The 15,890-nt window shown below is 58.8% G+C and carries 16 protein-coding genes and 1 tRNA gene; 6 read left to right on the forward strand and 11 right to left on the reverse strand.

What is annotated here, in order from left to right; translation table 11 throughout:
- The first annotated feature begins 106 nt into the window (after positions 1–106).
- The 6 genes from gcvH to ACWKV5_RS14500 all read left to right on the forward strand — a co-directional run bounded on the left by gcvH (position 107) and on the right by ACWKV5_RS14500 (position 7,297).
- Positions 107–490, forward strand: a complete 384-nt coding sequence (gene gcvH / locus ACWKV5_RS14475; RefSeq protein ID WP_123432938.1) for a glycine cleavage system protein GcvH — start codon at positions 107–109, stop codon at positions 488–490.
- 12 nt (positions 491–502) lie between these two features.
- The gene (gcvP, locus tag ACWKV5_RS14480) at positions 503–3,352 is read left to right on the forward strand and encodes an aminomethyl-transferring glycine dehydrogenase (RefSeq protein ID WP_483841779.1); all 2,850 of its coding nucleotides are present in this window, start codon (positions 503–505) and stop codon (positions 3,350–3,352) included.
- 206 nt (positions 3,353–3,558) lie between these two features.
- Positions 3,559–4,935, forward strand: coding sequence for an L-serine ammonia-lyase (locus tag ACWKV5_RS14485; RefSeq protein ID WP_483841780.1), 1,377 nt, complete (start codon positions 3,559–3,561; stop codon positions 4,933–4,935).
- Positions 4,936–4,972: 37 nt separating this feature from the next.
- A complete protein-coding gene (gene gcvT / locus ACWKV5_RS14490) occupies positions 4,973–6,097 on the forward strand; it encodes a glycine cleavage system aminomethyltransferase GcvT (RefSeq protein ID WP_483841781.1) in 1,125 nt (374 codons plus the stop codon).
- Positions 6,098–6,501: 404 nt separating this feature from the next.
- A complete protein-coding gene (locus ACWKV5_RS14495; RefSeq protein ID WP_007934683.1) occupies positions 6,502–6,714 on the forward strand; it encodes a cold-shock protein in 213 nt (70 codons plus the stop codon).
- A gap of 94 nt (positions 6,715–6,808) precedes the next feature.
- Positions 6,809–7,297: an RDD family protein gene (locus tag ACWKV5_RS14500; RefSeq protein WP_483841782.1), complete on the forward strand. Its 489-nt coding sequence runs from the start codon at positions 6,809–6,811 to the stop codon at positions 7,295–7,297.
- A gap of 87 nt (positions 7,298–7,384) precedes the next feature.
- On the opposite strand, the gene nadA is transcribed toward ACWKV5_RS14500, so the two are convergent.
- The 11 genes from nadA to ybgC all read right to left on the reverse strand — a co-directional run bounded on the left by nadA (position 7,385) and on the right by ybgC (position 15,777).
- Positions 7,385–8,443 carry a quinolinate synthase NadA gene (nadA, locus tag ACWKV5_RS14505; RefSeq protein WP_483841783.1) on the reverse strand — a complete coding sequence of 353 codons (1,059 nt, stop codon included), beginning with the start codon at positions 8,441–8,443 and terminating at the stop codon, positions 7,385–7,387.
- Positions 8,444–8,716: 273 nt separating this feature from the next.
- Positions 8,717–8,792, reverse strand: a tRNA-Lys gene (locus ACWKV5_RS14510).
- 63 nt (positions 8,793–8,855) lie between these two features.
- The gene (queC, locus tag ACWKV5_RS14515) at positions 8,856–9,548 is read right to left on the reverse strand and encodes a 7-cyano-7-deazaguanine synthase QueC (protein WP_483841784.1); all 693 of its coding nucleotides are present in this window, start codon (positions 9,546–9,548) and stop codon (positions 8,856–8,858) included.
- Position 9,549: 1 nt separating this feature from the next.
- Positions 9,550–10,197 carry a 7-carboxy-7-deazaguanine synthase QueE gene (gene queE, locus ACWKV5_RS14520; RefSeq protein ID WP_046032066.1) on the reverse strand — a complete coding sequence of 216 codons (648 nt, stop codon included), beginning with the start codon at positions 10,195–10,197 and terminating at the stop codon, positions 9,550–9,552.
- Between the two features lie 166 nt (positions 10,198–10,363).
- A complete protein-coding gene (gene ybgF, locus ACWKV5_RS14525) occupies positions 10,364–11,215 on the reverse strand; it encodes a tol-pal system protein YbgF (protein WP_483841785.1) in 852 nt (283 codons plus the stop codon).
- Positions 11,216–11,221: 6 nt separating this feature from the next.
- Positions 11,222–11,719, reverse strand: a complete 498-nt coding sequence (gene pal / locus ACWKV5_RS14530; protein WP_003178634.1) for a peptidoglycan-associated lipoprotein Pal — start codon at positions 11,717–11,719, stop codon at positions 11,222–11,224.
- A gap of 52 nt (positions 11,720–11,771) precedes the next feature.
- Positions 11,772–13,052: a Tol-Pal system beta propeller repeat protein TolB gene (tolB, locus tag ACWKV5_RS14535; protein WP_483841931.1), complete on the reverse strand. Its 1,281-nt coding sequence runs from the start codon at positions 13,050–13,052 to the stop codon at positions 11,772–11,774.
- 17 nt (positions 13,053–13,069) lie between these two features.
- Entirely contained in the window at positions 13,070–14,149 is a 1,080-nt protein-coding gene (tolA, locus tag ACWKV5_RS14540) for a cell envelope integrity protein TolA (RefSeq protein WP_483841786.1), read from the reverse strand.
- Positions 14,149–14,601 carry a protein TolR gene (tolR, locus tag ACWKV5_RS14545; protein ID WP_161807482.1) on the reverse strand — a complete coding sequence of 151 codons (453 nt, stop codon included), beginning with the start codon at positions 14,599–14,601 and terminating at the stop codon, positions 14,149–14,151. The genes tolA and tolR overlap by 1 nt, the downstream gene beginning before the upstream one ends.
- Before the next feature lie 23 nt (positions 14,602–14,624).
- The gene (gene tolQ, locus ACWKV5_RS14550) at positions 14,625–15,320 is read right to left on the reverse strand and encodes a protein TolQ (RefSeq protein WP_140667542.1); all 696 of its coding nucleotides are present in this window, start codon (positions 15,318–15,320) and stop codon (positions 14,625–14,627) included.
- Positions 15,310–15,777: a tol-pal system-associated acyl-CoA thioesterase gene (gene ybgC, locus ACWKV5_RS14555; protein WP_027922939.1), complete on the reverse strand. Its 468-nt coding sequence runs from the start codon at positions 15,775–15,777 to the stop codon at positions 15,310–15,312. Before ybgC ends, tolQ begins: the two co-directional genes overlap by 11 nt.
- Positions 15,778–15,890 lie beyond the last annotated feature (113 nt).

Consider the following 15,890-nt stretch of genomic DNA (forward strand, 5'->3'; position numbering starts at 1 on the left):
ACCAACATTGGCCGTGTTCTTGCTATGTAGTCCCTCATAACAGGGCTTTTTTGCCCAAGCATTCAATAGCGTCCACCAGACGAGTCTGGCCCCCTTAGGAGTTCTCATGAGCGATTTGCGTTTTACTGAAGACCACGAATGGCTGCGCACCGAAGCTGACGGCAGCGTTACTGTCGGCATCACCGCTTTCGCACAGAACGCCTTGGGCGACGTGGTTTTCGTACAACTGCCTGAGCTGCAGTCCTACGACAAAGGCGCTGAAGCCGCCACCGTGGAATCGGTAAAAGCCGCCAGCGGCGTGTACATGCCACTCGACGGCGAGGTGCTGGAAGTCAACCCGGCACTCGACAGCAGCCCTGAACTGGTCAACGAAGATCCGCTGGGCGAAGGCTGGTTCTTCCGCTTCCAGCCAAGCGACGCCTCTGCCGTCGCCAAACTGCTGGACCAGGACGCCTACGACCGCCTGATCAAAGCCCAAGCCGACGCCTGAGGAGCAACCGACATGACTATCAATCTGACCACCGCCAACGAATTCATCGCCCGTCACATCGGCCCGCGTGCCGGCGACGAGCAAGCCATGCTCAACAGCCTCGGCTTCGATTCGCTGGAAGCCCTGAGCGCCAGCGTTATCCCGGACAGCATCAAAGGCACCAGCGTGCTGGGTCTGGAAGACGGTTTGAGCGAAGCTGAAGCCCTCGCCTCGATCAAAGCCATCGCCGGCAAGAACCAACTGTTCAAGACCTACATTGGCCAGGGCTACTACGGCACCCACACACCGTCGCCGATCCTGCGCAACCTGCTGGAAAACCCGGCCTGGTACACCGCCTACACCCCGTACCAGCCAGAAATTTCCCAGGGCCGTCTCGAAGCGCTGCTGAACTTCCAGACCCTGATCAGCGACCTGACCGGCCTGCCGATTGCCAACGCCTCGCTGCTCGACGAAGCCACCGCCGCTGCCGAAGCCATGACCTTCTGCAAACGCCTGAGCAAGAACAAGGGCAGCCACGCCTTCTTCGCCTCCGTGCATTGCCACCCGCAAACCCTCGACGTCCTGCGCACCCGTGCCGAGCCGTTGGGCATCGACGTGGTGGTTGGCGACGAGCTCGAACTGACTGACGTGACGCCGTTCTTCGGCGCCTTGCTGCAATACCCGGCCAGCAACGGTGACGTGTTCGATTACCGCGAACTGACCGAACGCTTCCACGCCGCCAATGCTCTGGTGGCTGTAGCCGCCGACCTGCTGGCCCTGACCGTACTGACTCCGCCAGGCGAATTCGGTGCTGACGTGGCCATCGGCAGCGCCCAGCGTTTCGGCGTTCCGCTGGGCTTCGGTGGCCCGCACGCGGCGTATTTCTCCACTAAAGACGCGTTCAAACGCGACATGCCGGGCCGTCTGGTCGGTGTCTCGGTGGACCGTTTCGGCAAGCCGGCCCTGCGCCTGGCCATGCAAACCCGCGAGCAACACATCCGTCGCGAGAAAGCCACGAGCAACATCTGCACCGCCCAAGTGCTGTTGGCCAACATCGCCAGCATGTACGCCGTGTACCACGGTCCGAAAGGCCTGACCCAGATCGCCAACCGCGTGCATCACCTGACCGCCATCCTGGCCAAAGGCTTGAACGCACTGGGCCTGACCGTCGAACAAGCCAGCTTCTTCGACACCCTGACCCTGGCCACTGGCGCGCAAACCGCCGTGCTGCACGACAAGGCTCACGCCCTGCAGATCAACCTGCGCGTCATCGATGCTCAGCGTCTGGGCCTGTCGGTGGACGAAACCACCACCCAGGCTGACATCGAAACCCTGTGGGCGCTGTTCGCCGACAGCAAGACCCTGCCAGACTTCGCTGCGCTGGCCGCCTCGGTACAGAGCACCATTCCTGCTGCGCTGGTTCGTCAATCGCCGATCCTCAGCCACCCGGTGTTCAACCGCTATCACTCGGAAACCGAGCTGATGCGCTACCTGCGCAAACTGGCCGACAAGGACCTGGCGCTGGACCGCACCATGATCCCGCTGGGTTCGTGCACCATGAAGCTCAACGCTGCCAGCGAAATGATCCCGGTGACCTGGGCTGAATTCGGTGCCCTGCACCCGTTCGCCCCGGCCGAGCAAAGCGCCGGCTACCAGCAACTGACCGATGAACTGGAAGCGATGTTGTGCGCCGCGACCGGTTACGACTCGATCTCGCTGCAACCGAACGCCGGTTCGCAAGGTGAATACGCAGGTCTGCTGGCCATCCGCGCCTATCACCAGAGCCGTGGCGAAGACCGTCGCGACATCTGCCTGATCCCGTCGTCCGCCCACGGTACCAACCCGGCCACCGCCAACATGGCTGGCATGCGTGTGGTTGTGACCGCTTGCGATGCACGCGGCAACGTCGACATCGAAGACCTGCGCGCCAAAGCCATCGAGCACCGCGAACACCTCGCCGCGCTGATGATCACTTACCCGTCGACCCACGGCGTGTTCGAAGAAGGCATCCGCGAAATCTGCGGCATCATTCATGACAACGGCGGCCAGGTGTACATCGACGGCGCCAACATGAACGCGATGGTCGGCCTCTGCGCACCGGGCAAGTTCGGCGGCGACGTGTCGCACCTGAACCTGCACAAAACCTTCTGCATTCCACACGGCGGTGGCGGCCCGGGTGTCGGCCCGATCGGCGTGAAATCGCACCTGACCCCGTTCCTGCCGGGCCACGCCCAGATGGAACGCAAGGAAGGCGCAGTCTGCGCAGCACCGTTCGGCAGCGCGAGCATTCTGCCGATCACCTGGATGTACATTCGGATGATGGGCGGCGCCGGCCTGAAACGCGCTTCGCAACTGGCGATCCTCAATGCCAACTACATCTCCCGTCGTCTGGAAGAGCATTACCCAGTGCTGTACACCGGCAGCAACGGCCTGGTCGCGCACGAATGCATCCTTGACCTGCGTCCGCTGAAAGACAGCAGCGGCATCAGCGTTGATGACGTCGCCAAGCGCTTGATCGACTTCGGCTTCCACGCCCCGACCATGTCGTTCCCGGTCGCCGGCACGCTGATGATCGAGCCGACCGAAAGCGAATCCAAGGAAGAACTGGACCGCTTCTGCGACGCAATGATCCGCATCCGCGAAGAAATCCGCGCGGTGGAAAACGGCACGCTGGACAAGGAAGACAACCCGCTGAAGAACGCTCCGCACACCGCGGCAGAGATCGTTGGCGAGTGGACGCATCCGTACAGCCGTGAGCAAGCGGTGTATCCGGTGGCCTCCCTGATTGAAGGCAAATACTGGCCGCCGGTCGGTCGCGTCGACAACGTGTTTGGCGATCGCAACCTGGTGTGCGCCTGCCCGTCGATCGAAAGCTACGCTTAAACGGATAAGGGGGCGGGTTTGCTCGCCCCCACATCCAAGAACTCCGTATATCCCCCTGTGGGAGCGAGCCTGCTCGCGAATGCGGTGGGTCAGGCAATATTGATGGTGACTGATCCACCGCTTTCGCGAGCAGGCTCGCTCCCACAGGGCAATGTGTTATCTCGCAAGATTGTCCAATACCTATAACAAGAAACCGGAGAACAACCATGTCGTTAAGCGTGTTCGACCTGTTCAAGATTGGCATCGGCCCCTCAAGTTCCCACACCGTTGGCCCGATGCGCGCAGCCGCGCGTTTCGCCGAAGGGTTGCGCCGCGAAGGGCTGCTGGCCGCCACCACCTGCGTCAAAGTCGAGCTCTACGGCTCGCTCGGCGCCACCGGCAAGGGGCACGGCAGCGACAAGGCTGTGTTGCTGGGCCTGGAAGGTGAACACCCGGACACCGTGAATACCGAAACCGTCGCCGCCCGCCTGCAAGAGATTCGCGGCAACGGTCGCTTGAACCTGCTCGGTGAACACAGCATTGCGTTCAACGAGAAAGAACACCTGGCAATGATTCGCAAACCCTTGCCCTATCACCCCAACGGCATGATCTTTCGCGCATTCGATGCCGCCGGCCTGCAGGTCCGCAGCCGCGAGTACTACTCGGTCGGCGGTGGTTTTGTGGTCGATGAAGACGCCGCCGGCGCCGACCGCATCGTCGAAGACGCCACGCCGCTGACCTTCCCGTTCAAAAGTGCCAAGGACTTGCTCAGTCATTGCACCACCTACGGCCTGTCCATCAGCCAGGTGATGCTGACCAATGAAAGCGCCTGGCGCCCGGAAGCGGAAACCCGCGCCGGCCTGCTGAAGATCTGGCAAGTGATGCAGGACTGCGTCGATGCCGGTTGCCGCAACGAAGGCATTCTGCCTGGCGGGTTGAAGGTCAAACGTCGCGCTGCGGCACTGCATCGGCAACTGTGCAAAAACCCGGAATCATCACTGCGCGATCCCCTGTCGGTGCTGGACTGGGTCAACCTGTACGCCTTGGCGGTCAACGAAGAAAACGCCAATGGCGGACGTGTCGTGACCGCGCCCACAAACGGTGCGGCCGGGATCGTTCCGGCAGTGTTGCATTACTACATGCGCTTCATTCCCGGTGCCAACGAAGACGGCGTCGTACGCTTCCTGCTGACGGCGGCGGCCATTGGCATTCTCTACAAGGAAAACGCCTCGATCTCCGGCGCCGAAGTCGGTTGCCAGGGCGAGGTCGGCGTGGCCTGTTCCATGGCGGCCGGCGCCTTGTGCGAAGTCCTTGGCGGGACCGTGCAGCAAGTGGAAAACGCCGCCGAAATCGGCATGGAACATAACCTCGGCCTGACCTGCGACCCGATTGGCGGGCTGGTGCAAGTGCCTTGCATCGAGCGCAACGCCATGGGTTCGGTCAAGGCGATCAACGCGGTACGCATGGCCCTGCGCGGCGACGGTCAGCACTTCGTCTCCCTCGACAAGGTCATCCGCACCATGCGCCAGACCGGCGCCGACATGAAAAGCAAATACAAGGAAACCGCCCGTGGCGGTTTGGCGGTCAACATTATCGAGTGCTGATGCTCACGCGCACTGCACACTTTTTCAGGAGCTGAATATGTCCACCGAACAATTGCTGAAAACCCCGCTGCACGCACTGCACGTCGAACTCGGTGCCCGCATGGTGCCGTTCGCCGGCTATGACATGCCGGTGCAATACCCGCTCGGCGTGATGAAAGAACACCAGCACACCCGTGATCAGGCCGGGCTGTTCGATGTGTCGCACATGGGCCAGATTCGCCTGACCGGCGCCAATGCCGCCAAGGCCCTGGAAACCCTGGTGCCGGTGGACATCATCGACCTGCCGGTGGGCATGCAGCGCTACGCAATGTTCACCAACGAAACCGGTGGCATCCTCGATGACCTGATGGTTGCCAACCTCGGTAACGACGAACTGTTCCTGGTGGTCAACGCGGCCTGCAAGGATCAGGACCTGGCACACCTGCGCAAGCACATCGGCGAGCAGTGCACCATCGAGCCGCTGTTCGAAGAACGCGCGTTGCTGGCCCTGCAAGGCCCGGCCGCCGTCACCGTGCTCGCACGCCTGGCGCCGGAAGTGGCGAAGATGACCTTCATGCAGTTCGCCCGCGTGAAACTGCTGGGCGTGGACTGCTTCGTCAGCCGTTCGGGCTACACCGGTGAAGACGGTTTCGAAATCTCGGTACCGGCCGCCAACGCCGAAGCTCTGGCTCGCGCCCTGCTGGCTGAACCTGAAGTAGAGGCCATCGGCCTTGGCGCCCGCGACTCGCTGCGCCTGGAAGCCGGTCTGTGCCTCTATGGCCACGACATGAACACCGACACCACCTCGATCGAAGCGAGCCTGCTGTGGGCCATCTCCAAGCCTCGTCGTGCCGATGGCGCGCGGGCCGGCGGCTTCCCTGGCGCTGAAACCGTGTTCGCACAACAACAAGGTGGCGTCAGCCGCAAGCGCGTCGGTTTGCTGCCTCAGGAACGTACGCCCGTGCGTGAAGGCGCAGAAATCGTCAACGAAGCTGGCGACATCATCGGCGCTGTCTGCAGTGGCGGCTTCGGTCCGACTCTGGGCGCTCCTTTGGCCATGGGTTACCTCGACAGCGCTTATATCGCTATCGACACACCCGTTTGGGCGATCGTTCGTGGGAAAAAGGTACCTTTGCTTGTAAGCAAAATGCCATTTGTTGCACAACGCTACTATCGCGGCTGATTGACTGTTTCTATAAGTAACGCGGTTGCGTTAACAGTGCACTAATGTGTAACGCAACCGCCATAAAATAGTGCATATCTTTATAGCCAGCCTTCGTTTATGAACGTTGCTTATAACGATCGAAAACAATTGAACAGCGACAAAGAATAAGACAGCACTAGTGGATCGACTAGTACGGCCAACCTGAGCAAAACCGGGCCCCTGACGGGGCTTGTTTTTTCTCCCGTAGTTGGCGTAGAGTTTGTTCACTGTGTTTGCATGGGTCGCTTGGAATCGTGACCTGGGCAGTAGCCTACAAGTTAGCTACATCCCGTTCGACGTCTTCTTACTCTCCTGCAACCAGCCCCAGTACTCTTTCATGAGAAGGAGACTGTCATTAATTTTTGCGTCATAGGAAATAAGAAATGTCCCAACGTCAGAGCGGTACCGTCAAGTGGTTTAACGACGAGAAAGGTTTTGGTTTTATCACTCCTGAAAGCGGTCCGGATCTGTTCGTGCATTTCCGCGCCATCCAGGGCAACGGCTTCAAGAGCCTGAAAGAAGGCCAGAAAGTGACTTTCGTTGCTGTGCAAGGCCAGAAAGGCATGCAGGCTGACGAGGTTCAAGCAGAAGGTTAATCTTCTGTTACGAAAAAGCCCCTGATGCTGACATCAGGGGCTTTTTTGTGCGCGTAAATCCGTAAAATGGCTTTTTTTCCGCCCAGAGGCTGCCATGTCGAAACACTTGCTCAACCCCCAGGGCGACTTTCCCGCCGCCACCCTGGGTCGTCGCCTGGCAGCGATGTTCTATGACTTCCTGTTGTGTACCGCCCTGCTGATCGTCACCAGCGGCATTTACAAGATGATCCAGATGGCGATCCTCGGCGAAGAGAAAATGCGCACCCTGACGGAAGCAGGCGCGCTGGATGGTGATCCATTGCTTTCGACGGTGCTGCTGTTTGTGCTGTTCGGCTTTTTCGCCAAGTTCTGGACCTGGTCGGGTCAGACTCTCGGCATGCAGGTATGGTGCATCCGTGTGCAGAATGCCGATGGCTCATCCATCAGCCTGTGGCAGGCGTTGTTGCGGTTTGTGGTGTCGATTGCGTCGTGGCTGTGCGTGGGGCTGGGCTTCTTCTGGTCGCTGTTCGATAAGCAGAAACGCAGCTGGCATGACATGTATTCCAACACCCAGCTTGTTCGCATCCCAAAGAAGACCAAGTAATTCAGCCATACACAAATCAATGTGGGAGCGAGCCCCCTCACCACAGGGCTCGCTCCCACAGTTTTATTGCTGCTTACCTGACAGATCTCAGGCGTTGCCAGCCAGCTTCATCCGAGCAGCCTGAGTGAAGTCCAGCATGCGCTTCAACGGCCGAATCGCCTGCGGAATCAGCGCCGGATCCACAAAGATCTCGTTCGCCCCCTCTTTCAAGCTCTTCAGCGTGCGCTCAAGGGTGTTCATCGCCATCCACGGGCAGTGTGCGCAACTGCGGCAGGCTGCGCCGTTACCGGCCGTTGGCGCCTCAATGAAGACCTTGTCCGGGCACAGCTGCTGCATCTTGTAGAAGATGCCGCGATCGGTGGCGACAATCAGGGTCTTGTTCGGCAGGCTTTGCGCCGCTGCGATCAACTGACTGGTGGAACCGACGGCATCCGCCAGCTCGATCACCGAAGTCGGCGATTCCGGGTGCACCAGAATGGCGGCATCCGGGTACAGCGCTTTCATGTCTTCAAGCTGCTTGGACTTGAACTCTTCGTGAACGATGCAGGCACCGTCCCACAACAGCATGTCCGCACCGGTCTGGCGCTGAATGTAGGTGCCCAAGTGTTTGTCCGGGCCCCAGATGATGGTCTCGCCGTTATCCATCAGGCTTTCAACGATCTCCAGCGCGCAGCTGGATGTCACCACCCAGTCCGCCCGGGCTTTGACCGCCGCCGAGGTATTGGCATACACCACGACGGTACGTTCCGGGTGCTGATCACAGAACGCCGAAAACTCGTCCACCGGGCAACCCAGGTCCAGCGAGCACGTCGCTTCGAGGGTGGGCATCAGAATTCGTTTTTCAGGGGTGAGGATTTTCGCGGTTTCGCCCATGAACTTCACACCGGCGACCACAACGGTCTTGGCCGAGTGATCTCTGCCGAAACGAGCCATCTCCAGCGAGTCGGAGACGCAACCACCGGTTTCTTCGGCCAGGGCCTGAATCACCGGATCGCAATAGAAGTGGGCAACCAGCACCGCGTCCTGAGCTTTGAGCTCGGCGGCGATGGCGGCACGGTAATAAGCCTCTTCCTCGGCGGTCAGCGGCTTGGGCTGCTTGGCGTCGAGGTGAGCTTGAACCAGAAGGCGTTCGGAAATCTGCGTCATGTTCGCAAGACCTGCAGGCGCTTTCGCGCGAAAGTCGAGTATACACCCGGCTCCGGACCCGTCAGGGTACCGCCGGGAAAGTGAGTTTTCATCAGGCACGGACAGCGTTGAAGTTGCGCAAGGCTACAGAATATCCCGTGGATGCAAAAGATGATTCTGACCTGTGTCACGCGGTGCAGCCCTGCACCTGGGCGACCTCAAATCGCAGGCAAAAAAAAATCCGGAAATCCTCACTTGCGTGGGCCTTCCAGACTTTTAAAACTGCTACAAAAATGGTGGGTCGTGTGGGATTCGAACCTACGACCAATTGGTTAAAAGCCAACTGCTCTACCAACTGAGCTAACGACCCGCTGTGTGGTGGCGCGTATAATACTGATTTTTAAGGACTATTCAACACCTAATTTGAAATAAATCAAAAATAAGGTGTTGGGTCGCTGATTCCGGCCGCCACGAAGCCTTCCGCACGCAGTCGGCAGCTGTCGCATTTGCCGCATGCACGGCCGTCATCATCAGCCTGATAGCAGGAAACCGTCAGCCCGTAATCGACGCCCAGCTTCACGCCCGCCTCAACGATCTGCGCCTTGCTAAGGTTCTGCAGGGGGGCCTGGATACGGAAGCCATTGCCCTCTACGCCGGCCTTGGTTGCCAGATTGGCCATGCGCTCGAAGGACTCGATGAACTCGGGACGGCAGTCCGGGTAACCAGAGTAATCCACCGCATTCACGCCAATGAAGATGTCACGCGCACCGAGCACTTCAGCCCAGCCCAACGCCAGCGACAGGAATACCGTGTTGCGCGCCGGCACGTAAGTCACTGGAATGCCCTCCCCCAGCTCCTCCGGAATGTCGATGCTGCTGTCGGTCAGCGCCGAGCCGCCCATACCGTTCAGGTTGAGGCCGATCACCTTGTGCTCGACCACACCCAGGTCACGGGCGACGCGTGCGGCGGCGTGCAACTCTGCTTGAGAGCGCTGGCCGTAATCGAAGCTCATGGTGTAGCAGCTGTAGCCTTCGGCGCGGGCCATGGCCACGACCGTCGCCGAGTCCAGCCCGCCGGACAGCAGGATGACTGCACGTTTTTCAGCGGTGTTCAGTTGTTCCGTCATATCAGCGCCCCGGCTCGTCATTCCAAAGATATTTATGCAGCTGCAATTGCAGACGCACTGGCAGGTTGTCCGCCACCACCCAATCCGCCAGGTCCCGAGCATTCAGGTCGTGGTGGCTTGGCGAGAACAGGACTTCGCCGGCGCGCCGGTCAAGACCGTACTGGATCAGCTTGGACACGGCCCAGTCATAGTCTTCCCGCGAGCAGATGACAAACTTCACCTGATCGTTAGGCGTGAGCAGCTCGATATTTTCGTAGCGGTTGCGGTGTGCTTCTTTCGAACCCGGGGTTTTCAGGTCGACAACGCGACTGACCCGGGAATCTACCGCCGAGATGTCGAGCGCACCACTGGTTTCCAGTGACACTTCGTAACCGGCGTCGCACAACTGCTTGAGCAATGGGATGGCGTTAGGTTGTGCCAGTGGCTCGCCACCGGTAACACACACGTAACGCGGGCGGAAACCGGCCACTTGCTCGAGGATGTCGTCGAGCGGGCGAATGGTGCCGCCAGTGAACGCGTAGGCGCTGTCGCAGTATTGGCAACGCAAAGGGCAACCGGTCAGGCGCACAAATACTGTGGGCAGCCCGGCAGTTCGCGTTTCACCCTGCAACGAGTAAAAAACTTCGGTAATTCTCAATGTGTCTTGCATAGTCGCCACGGGCATAACAGCTAAACAGGCTGTCCGCCTCCGTCAGGCACTTCAAGGAACCCCGCCACCGCGCAGATCCCAAAAAGCGTGTTTCATAAAAAGGGCGTGAATTCTAACGAAAAAACCCGCGACAAGCGCGGGTTTCTTCGAAACGGGTCAAGCAGCCTTACATTTTTTGCAGATCACGCTGGGCCAGCTGAGCGGCGGAAGTGCCCGGATACTGCGACACAACCTGCTGCAGAATGCCTTTGACCTTGTCGGTGTGACCGAGGCGGCGTTCTACATCAGCCAGCTTGTACAACGAATCAGGCACTTTGGCGTGCTTTGGGTACAGCTGTGAAACCTTGGCAAACGCCTGACCTGCACCTTGCAGATCGCCTTTGGCCAGGTTCACTTCGCCCAACCAGTACTGGGCATTGCCCGCGTATTGGCTGTTCGGGTATTTGCGCAGGAAAGCGGCAAAAGCCTGGCTGGCCTTGTCAAAATCCTTGGCTTTGATCAGGTCGAAGGCTGCGTCGTAATACAGCTTTTCCTTCGCCGGATCCGCCGGTTCGCTACCCGCGGCAGGCGCTTGTGTGGAAGTGGCAGCGGCGGCCGCTCCTGCACTTGCGCCAGCTGCTGCTGCACTAGGGGCGTTCAAATCACCACCAGTGGAAGAATTTTCAGGAGTCGCGGCAGGTGCAACGCCGGTTCCTATGCGCCGATCAAGATCCTGATATCGCTCCAGGTTCTCTTGCTTCATGCGCGCTACATCATTTTGCAGTTCTTCGATCACACCCTGTTGGCGCGAGATCTGCTCCTGCATTTGTTGCAGTTGGTTGAACAGCTGGCCCTGTGCCGAGACAGGGGTCGAAACCCCTCCCCCGGCATAGGCGCCGTTCGTACCGTAACCCGCAGGCGGATAACTACTCCCGCTGTTAGAACCAGAGTTGTTATCGACCACAGGAACCGCAGCCCACACCGCAAGCGGTGCGAGACTGAGAGCCAAGACAGTTACAGCACGACGGCACGTTCGCATGACGAATTACTTACGCAGTTCGACGCGACGGTTTTGAGCCCAGGACTGCTCGTCGTTGCCGGTAGCAACTGGACGCTCTTCGCCGTAGGAAACCAGTTCCAGCTGAGCTGGGGAAACACCTTGCAGTACCAGGTAGCGTTGAACGGCTTTCGCACGACGCTCGCCCAGTGCCATGTTGTACTCACGAGTACCACGTTCGTCGGTGTTGCCTTCCAGAACAACGCGAGCGCCGTTTGCTTTCAGGTCTTTGGCGTGAACATCCAGAGCGCGCATGGCTTCTGGCTTCAGGTCCGAGCTGTCGTATTCGAAGTAGAAGGTGGTGATTGCGCGCAGAGCAGCTTCTTCGCTCAGGGAACCGTCAACGGCACCAGTGTTTGCGCCGTAACCAGCGTTTGGATCAACAGCGCCTTCACCGGCGTTGTCGCCGCCTTTGGACGAGCAACCTACAGCTACAGCCATGGCCAGAGCCAGCGCAGCAAATTTACCAAACTTCAGCATTTCCATCGTGAAACTCCTAATGAACCCCAGTGTGTTAAGTAAAACGTGTAGCGCCGCGTCAGTTCAGGTAAGGGGACCAGGAAGGTTCTCGAACTTCGCCTTGAGCGGTAGGAAGCGGGAGCCTTACGCGTCCATTAATGGACACGAGCATCAAGACTCCCCGGCCCTGCTGGCGGGTGGCGTAGATTACCATGGTGCCGTTGGGCGCGACAGTAGGCGACTCGTCCAGAGTGCTATCAGTGAGGATCTTTACACTACCTCGCTGCAAATCCTGGGCTGCCACCTTGAAATTGGTGAAGCCGTCCTGGCGGTGAATCATCACCAGGGTCTTTTCATCAGCCGACAATTTAGGGTTGGCGTTGTAGTTACCAACGAAGGTCACACGTTCCGCACCACCACCACTGACGCTGGTTTTGTAGATCTGCGGCTTGCCGCCACGGTCGGAGGTGAAGTAGATGGTCGAACCATCCTTACCCCAGAACGGTTCGGTGTTGATGCCGGGACCGTTGGTGACGCGAGAGATCTGACGCGAACCCAGGTTCATCACATAGATGTCCGGGTTGCCGTCCTTGGACAGGACGAATGCCAGGCGATTGCCATCCGGTGACCAGGCTGGCGCACCATTCAGGCCTTCGAAGTTGGTGATCTGCTCGCGGCGACCGGTGTCGATGTTCTGCATGAAGATACGCGGGCGCTTCTGCTCGAACGACACATACGCGATGCGCTTGCCATCCGGTGCAAAACGCGGCGACAGGATCGGCTCGCGCGATTGCAGCAGGGTCACGGCACGGGCACCGTCATAGTCCGAACGCTGCAGCGTGTAGCGCGTGTTCTTCTCGGAGAAACGCTCAGCTGTCACGTACAACAGACGCGTCGAGAACGCACCTTTGATACCGGTCAGCTTTTCAAACGACTGGTCGGAGATGTAGTGCGCCATGTCGCGCAGTTGATCAGTGCTGCCCGACACGCTGCCGGTCAGCACTTGCTGCTCGGTGGCGACGTTGAACAGAGCGTACTGAACCTGCAGGCGACCGCCGGCCGGAACAATGCTGCCGACCATGATGTACTGGGCACCAACCGCCTTCCAGTCACGGAAAATGATTTCGCTGGCCTGGCTCGGCAAGCTGATCATGTTCTGCTTTGGAATCGGCGAGTAGTAACCCGAGTTGCGCAGGTCGTTACCGATGATTTCGGACATGTCGTCCGGCAGCACCGCACCGCCCTGGAACGCAAACGGAACGACCGCGATCGGGGTGGCCCGATCACTGCCGCTGGTGACCAGAATGTTTTTCTCATCCGCCATCGCCATCCCTGCCAGGCAGCAGATAGCGACAAGCATTCCTCGTAGAAGGTTTCTCACGGGGCTAAATCCTCAGGCGTGAATGTCATCTTGAATGAACGATACGGAGCGAAATCGCTCGGCTTCATTCCCTGCATTTCTGTCAAACGTCCAATATTCTTGACCGCCGCTACAGCAGACGCATCAAACGGACCGTCGCCACTGGACTTGGCCACGCTGGCCGAAGTCACCGTACCATCCGGCAACATGCCGATTTGCAGCACAACTGTCATACCTTTGCGTGCCGAAGGAGGACGAGCCCAGCCTTCCGCTGCACGAAGACGAATCAAATCATCGAAACTGCCGGCGACTTCGTCACCCTGCTCATCCGCCAAGGCCTGCTGGCGCTGTGGCGTGTCGGAAAGCAAATCTGCCAAGGCCTGGGCCTTTTTGTCTTCGGTAGATTTACGTGCCGCATCCTGCGATTTCTTCTTCGCAGCATCGGCAGCAGCTTTCTTCTTCGCGTCTTCGGCGACTTTCTTCTTCGCCTCTTCAGCTTCAGCTTTCTTCTTGGCGTCTTCGGCGGCTTTCTTCTTCGCGTCTTCGACGATTTTCTTCTTGGCTTCTTCAGCGGCCTCTTTCTTGGCCTCTTCTTCAGCGGCTTTCTTGGCTTCTTCTTCGGATTTCTTCTTGGCTATATCAGCCAATTGTTTCTCTTCGGCCTTCTTGGCTTCGGCGGTCTTCTTCGCTTCATCGGCTTTCTTGGCTTCATCAGCCTTTTTCGCCTCATCCGCTTTCTTCGACTCGTCGGCCTTCTTGGCTTCCTCGGCCTTTTGAGCCGCTTCTTCTTTCTTTTGTTCCGCAGCCTTCACCGCTTCCTGCTCGACCTTTTTCTGTTCCAGCTGTTCGACTTCGGTCTGACGCGCAGCAGTTTTCTGCGCTTCACCTGCAATCTTCTGATTGGTCTGGGTGGTCGCCCGACTTTTCGATTTCAGCTGGTACAGGGTCGCCTGGACAATCGGCTTGGCCGGCGGCAACTCAGGCGTCATGGCAAAACTGACAAACAGCATGCCGAACACCAGCACGTGCAAGCCAATCGCCCAGACACTAGGCCAGAAGTAGCTTTCCGAGGCTGTTGGCTCTCGTTGTTGCTGCATCAGGGCGCCTCGGTAATCAAGCCAACGTTACCGACGCCGGCTTTCTGCAAACCGCCCATGGCACCCATGACCGAACCGTAGTCGACGGTCTTGTCGCCGCGGATGAACACCTGAGTGCGCTTGCCACCTTCAGTGCCAGCACGAATGATCTTGGTCACCGCGTCAGTCATCTGCGGCAAGGTCATGGCCTTGTCCTGCTGCTTTTCGGTGTCGACTTCGCTGCCAAGGTTCCAGTAGTAGGTCTTGTCAGCCTTGATCGAAATGGTCAGGACCTGGGTGTTGTTGTCCTGCGGCAAGGCTTCGCTGGAAACCTTGGGCAGATCAACTTTCACGCCCTGATTGAGCATCGGCGCGGTCACCATGAAGATGACCAGCAGCACCAGCATCACGTCGATGTAAGGCACTACGTTCATCTCGGCAACCGGCTTGCGCTTTTTGCGAGCTCGAGCGATTAAAGCCATTGGAAATTACCTGCTTATTCTTCGCTGGTGTGCACTTTGCGGTGCAGGATCGCCTGGAATTCATCGGCGAAGGTGTAGTAACGGCTCAGCAGGGTTTCGCTGCGAGCAGAGAAGCGGTTGTAAGCAATAACGGCCGGGATGGCAGCGAACAGACCGATCGCGGTGGCGATCAGTGCTTCGGCGATACCCGGAGCCACAGTGGCCAGGGTCGCTTGCTGGGCAGTGGCCAGGCCACGGAAGGAGTTCATGATGCCCCAGACCGTACCGAACAGACCGATGTACGGGCTCACGGAACCAACGGTGGCCAGGAATGGCAGGCTCTGTTCGAGCTTCTCTTCTTCGCGGGAAATGGCAACGCGCATGGCACGGGCCACGCCTTCCATGACCGCTTCCGGGTCAACGCCTGGCTGCTGGCGCAGACGGGAGAATTCCTTGAAACCGGCACGGAAAATCTGCTCGACGCCCGAATCCGGATCAGGGTTGCTGCCGGCCTGACGGTAGAGTTTGGACAGGTCGATACCGGACCAGAAGCGCTCTTCAAAGCTCTCCAGGGCACGTCGACCGGCACGAATCAAATTGCTGCGCTGAAAAATCATGATCCATGAGGTCACCGATGCGGCTACCAGGATCAGCATTACCAGTTGCACCACGATACTGGCATTGCTGACCAGGCTCCACATGGAGGAATGGTCGACGACGTTAGCTTCCACGCTTTATCTCCTGCTTTGAGTGTGTACCCGCGCCGCTCACGTCGGCAAAGGCCGCACGTAGAGCTTCGGGAATGGCCCGGGGTTTCAAACTGTTAGTGCGCACACAGGCCACCAAAAACTGCCCTTCGCAGAGCAGCACATTATCCGTTGCCCGCCTGACCTGCTGCTTGAAACGCAGGCTGACCCGGTTCAATTCGATTACTTCAGCGCTTACCAGAAGCTCGTCGTCCAGTCGCGCCGGCGCGTGGTAACGCGCTTCGCTGGAATGCACGACAAACAACAGGTCCTCCCCTGCCAGCGCCGATTGGGCAAAGCCCAGATCCCGGAGCCGCTCGGTTCGAGCCCGTTCCATAAACTTGAGGTAATTGACGTAATACACGATGCCGCCCGCATCGGTGTCCTCGTAATAAACGCGACAACGATGTGTGAACGGCTCAAGCCCGTTTTGCGCGCGCATACTCTAGTGCTTACTCCTCAGGTTGCCAATCCGGCCAGGCAACTGTTTTTCATTGATCTGCGGGCTTTTTCGCAAAAGCACGGTCCTCGGACCGCACAAAAGCCGAATATATC

It is taken from the genome of Pseudomonas oplopanacis, from assembly GCF_057128725.1.

Excerpts from the sequence above, each read along its gene's own strand:
- gcvH (WP_123432938.1), top strand. The coding sequence starts at position 107 with ATGAGCGATTTGCGTTTTACTGAAGACCACGAATGGCTGCGCACCGAA.
- ybgC (WP_027922939.1), bottom strand. The coding sequence starts at position 15,777 with ATGCGCGCGCAAAACGGGCTTGAGCCGTTCACACATCGTTGTCGCGTT.
- tolB (WP_483841931.1), bottom strand. The coding sequence starts at position 13,052 with ATGCTTGTCGCTATCTGCTGCCTGGCAGGGATGGCGATGGCGGATGAG.
- tolA (WP_483841786.1), bottom strand. The coding sequence starts at position 14,149 with ATGCAGCAACAACGAGAGCCAACAGCCTCGGAAAGCTACTTCTGGCCT.
- ACWKV5_RS14495 (WP_007934683.1), top strand. The coding sequence starts at position 6,502 with ATGTCCCAACGTCAGAGCGGTACCGTCAAGTGGTTTAACGACGAGAAA.
- nadA (WP_483841783.1), bottom strand. The coding sequence starts at position 8,443 with ATGACGCAGATTTCCGAACGCCTTCTGGTTCAAGCTCACCTCGACGCC.
- queC (WP_483841784.1), bottom strand. The coding sequence starts at position 9,548 with ATGACGGAACAACTGAACACCGCTGAAAAACGTGCAGTCATCCTGCTG.
- ACWKV5_RS14485 (WP_483841780.1), top strand. The coding sequence starts at position 3,559 with ATGTCGTTAAGCGTGTTCGACCTGTTCAAGATTGGCATCGGCCCCTCA.
- ybgF (WP_483841785.1), bottom strand. The coding sequence starts at position 11,215 with ATGCGAACGTGCCGTCGTGCTGTAACTGTCTTGGCTCTCAGTCTCGCA.
- pal (WP_003178634.1), bottom strand. The coding sequence starts at position 11,719 with ATGGAAATGCTGAAGTTTGGTAAATTTGCTGCGCTGGCTCTGGCCATG.
- gcvT (WP_483841781.1), top strand. The coding sequence starts at position 4,973 with ATGTCCACCGAACAATTGCTGAAAACCCCGCTGCACGCACTGCACGTC.
- gcvP (WP_483841779.1), top strand. The coding sequence starts at position 503 with ATGACTATCAATCTGACCACCGCCAACGAATTCATCGCCCGTCACATC.
- ACWKV5_RS14500 (WP_483841782.1), top strand. The coding sequence starts at position 6,809 with ATGTCGAAACACTTGCTCAACCCCCAGGGCGACTTTCCCGCCGCCACC.
- queE (WP_046032066.1), bottom strand. The coding sequence starts at position 10,197 with ATGCAAGACACATTGAGAATTACCGAAGTTTTTTACTCGTTGCAGGGT.